The sequence below is a fragment of the Flaviaesturariibacter aridisoli genome (assembly GCF_004343705.1).
Classification (GTDB): Bacteria; Bacteroidota; Bacteroidia; order Chitinophagales; family Chitinophagaceae; genus Flavisolibacter; species Flavisolibacter aridisoli.
Map to the genome: position 1 here is coordinate 1 of NZ_SKFH01000077.1, position 314 is coordinate 314.

Sequence of the window (314 nt, forward strand, 5' to 3'; positions counted from 1 at the left end):
GCCTTCTCCTGGCAGGGACAGACCTACACCCAGAGTGGTGACTACAACTACACCACGACCAATGGCGCCTGCACCGATACGGTGACGCTGCATCTGACCATTGCCTCTGGTGTGCATACCGACACCACCGCTACCGCCTGCGGCGCCTTCTCCTGGCAGGGACAGACCTACACCCAGAGTGGCGACTACGACTACGTGAGTGTGAACGGCGCTTGCCAGGATACGGTCACGCTGCACCTGACGATCACTACCGGCAACCACAGCGATACCACCGCCACTGCCTGCGGCGCCTTCTCCTGGCAGGGACAGACCTA

1 protein-coding gene is annotated in these 314 nt (G+C 61.8%); it reads left to right on the forward strand.

The window, feature by feature from the left end; translation table 11 throughout:
- A partial coding sequence (locus E0486_RS19045; RefSeq protein ID WP_165917416.1) for a hypothetical protein occupies positions 1-314 on the forward strand: 314 nt, incomplete at both ends.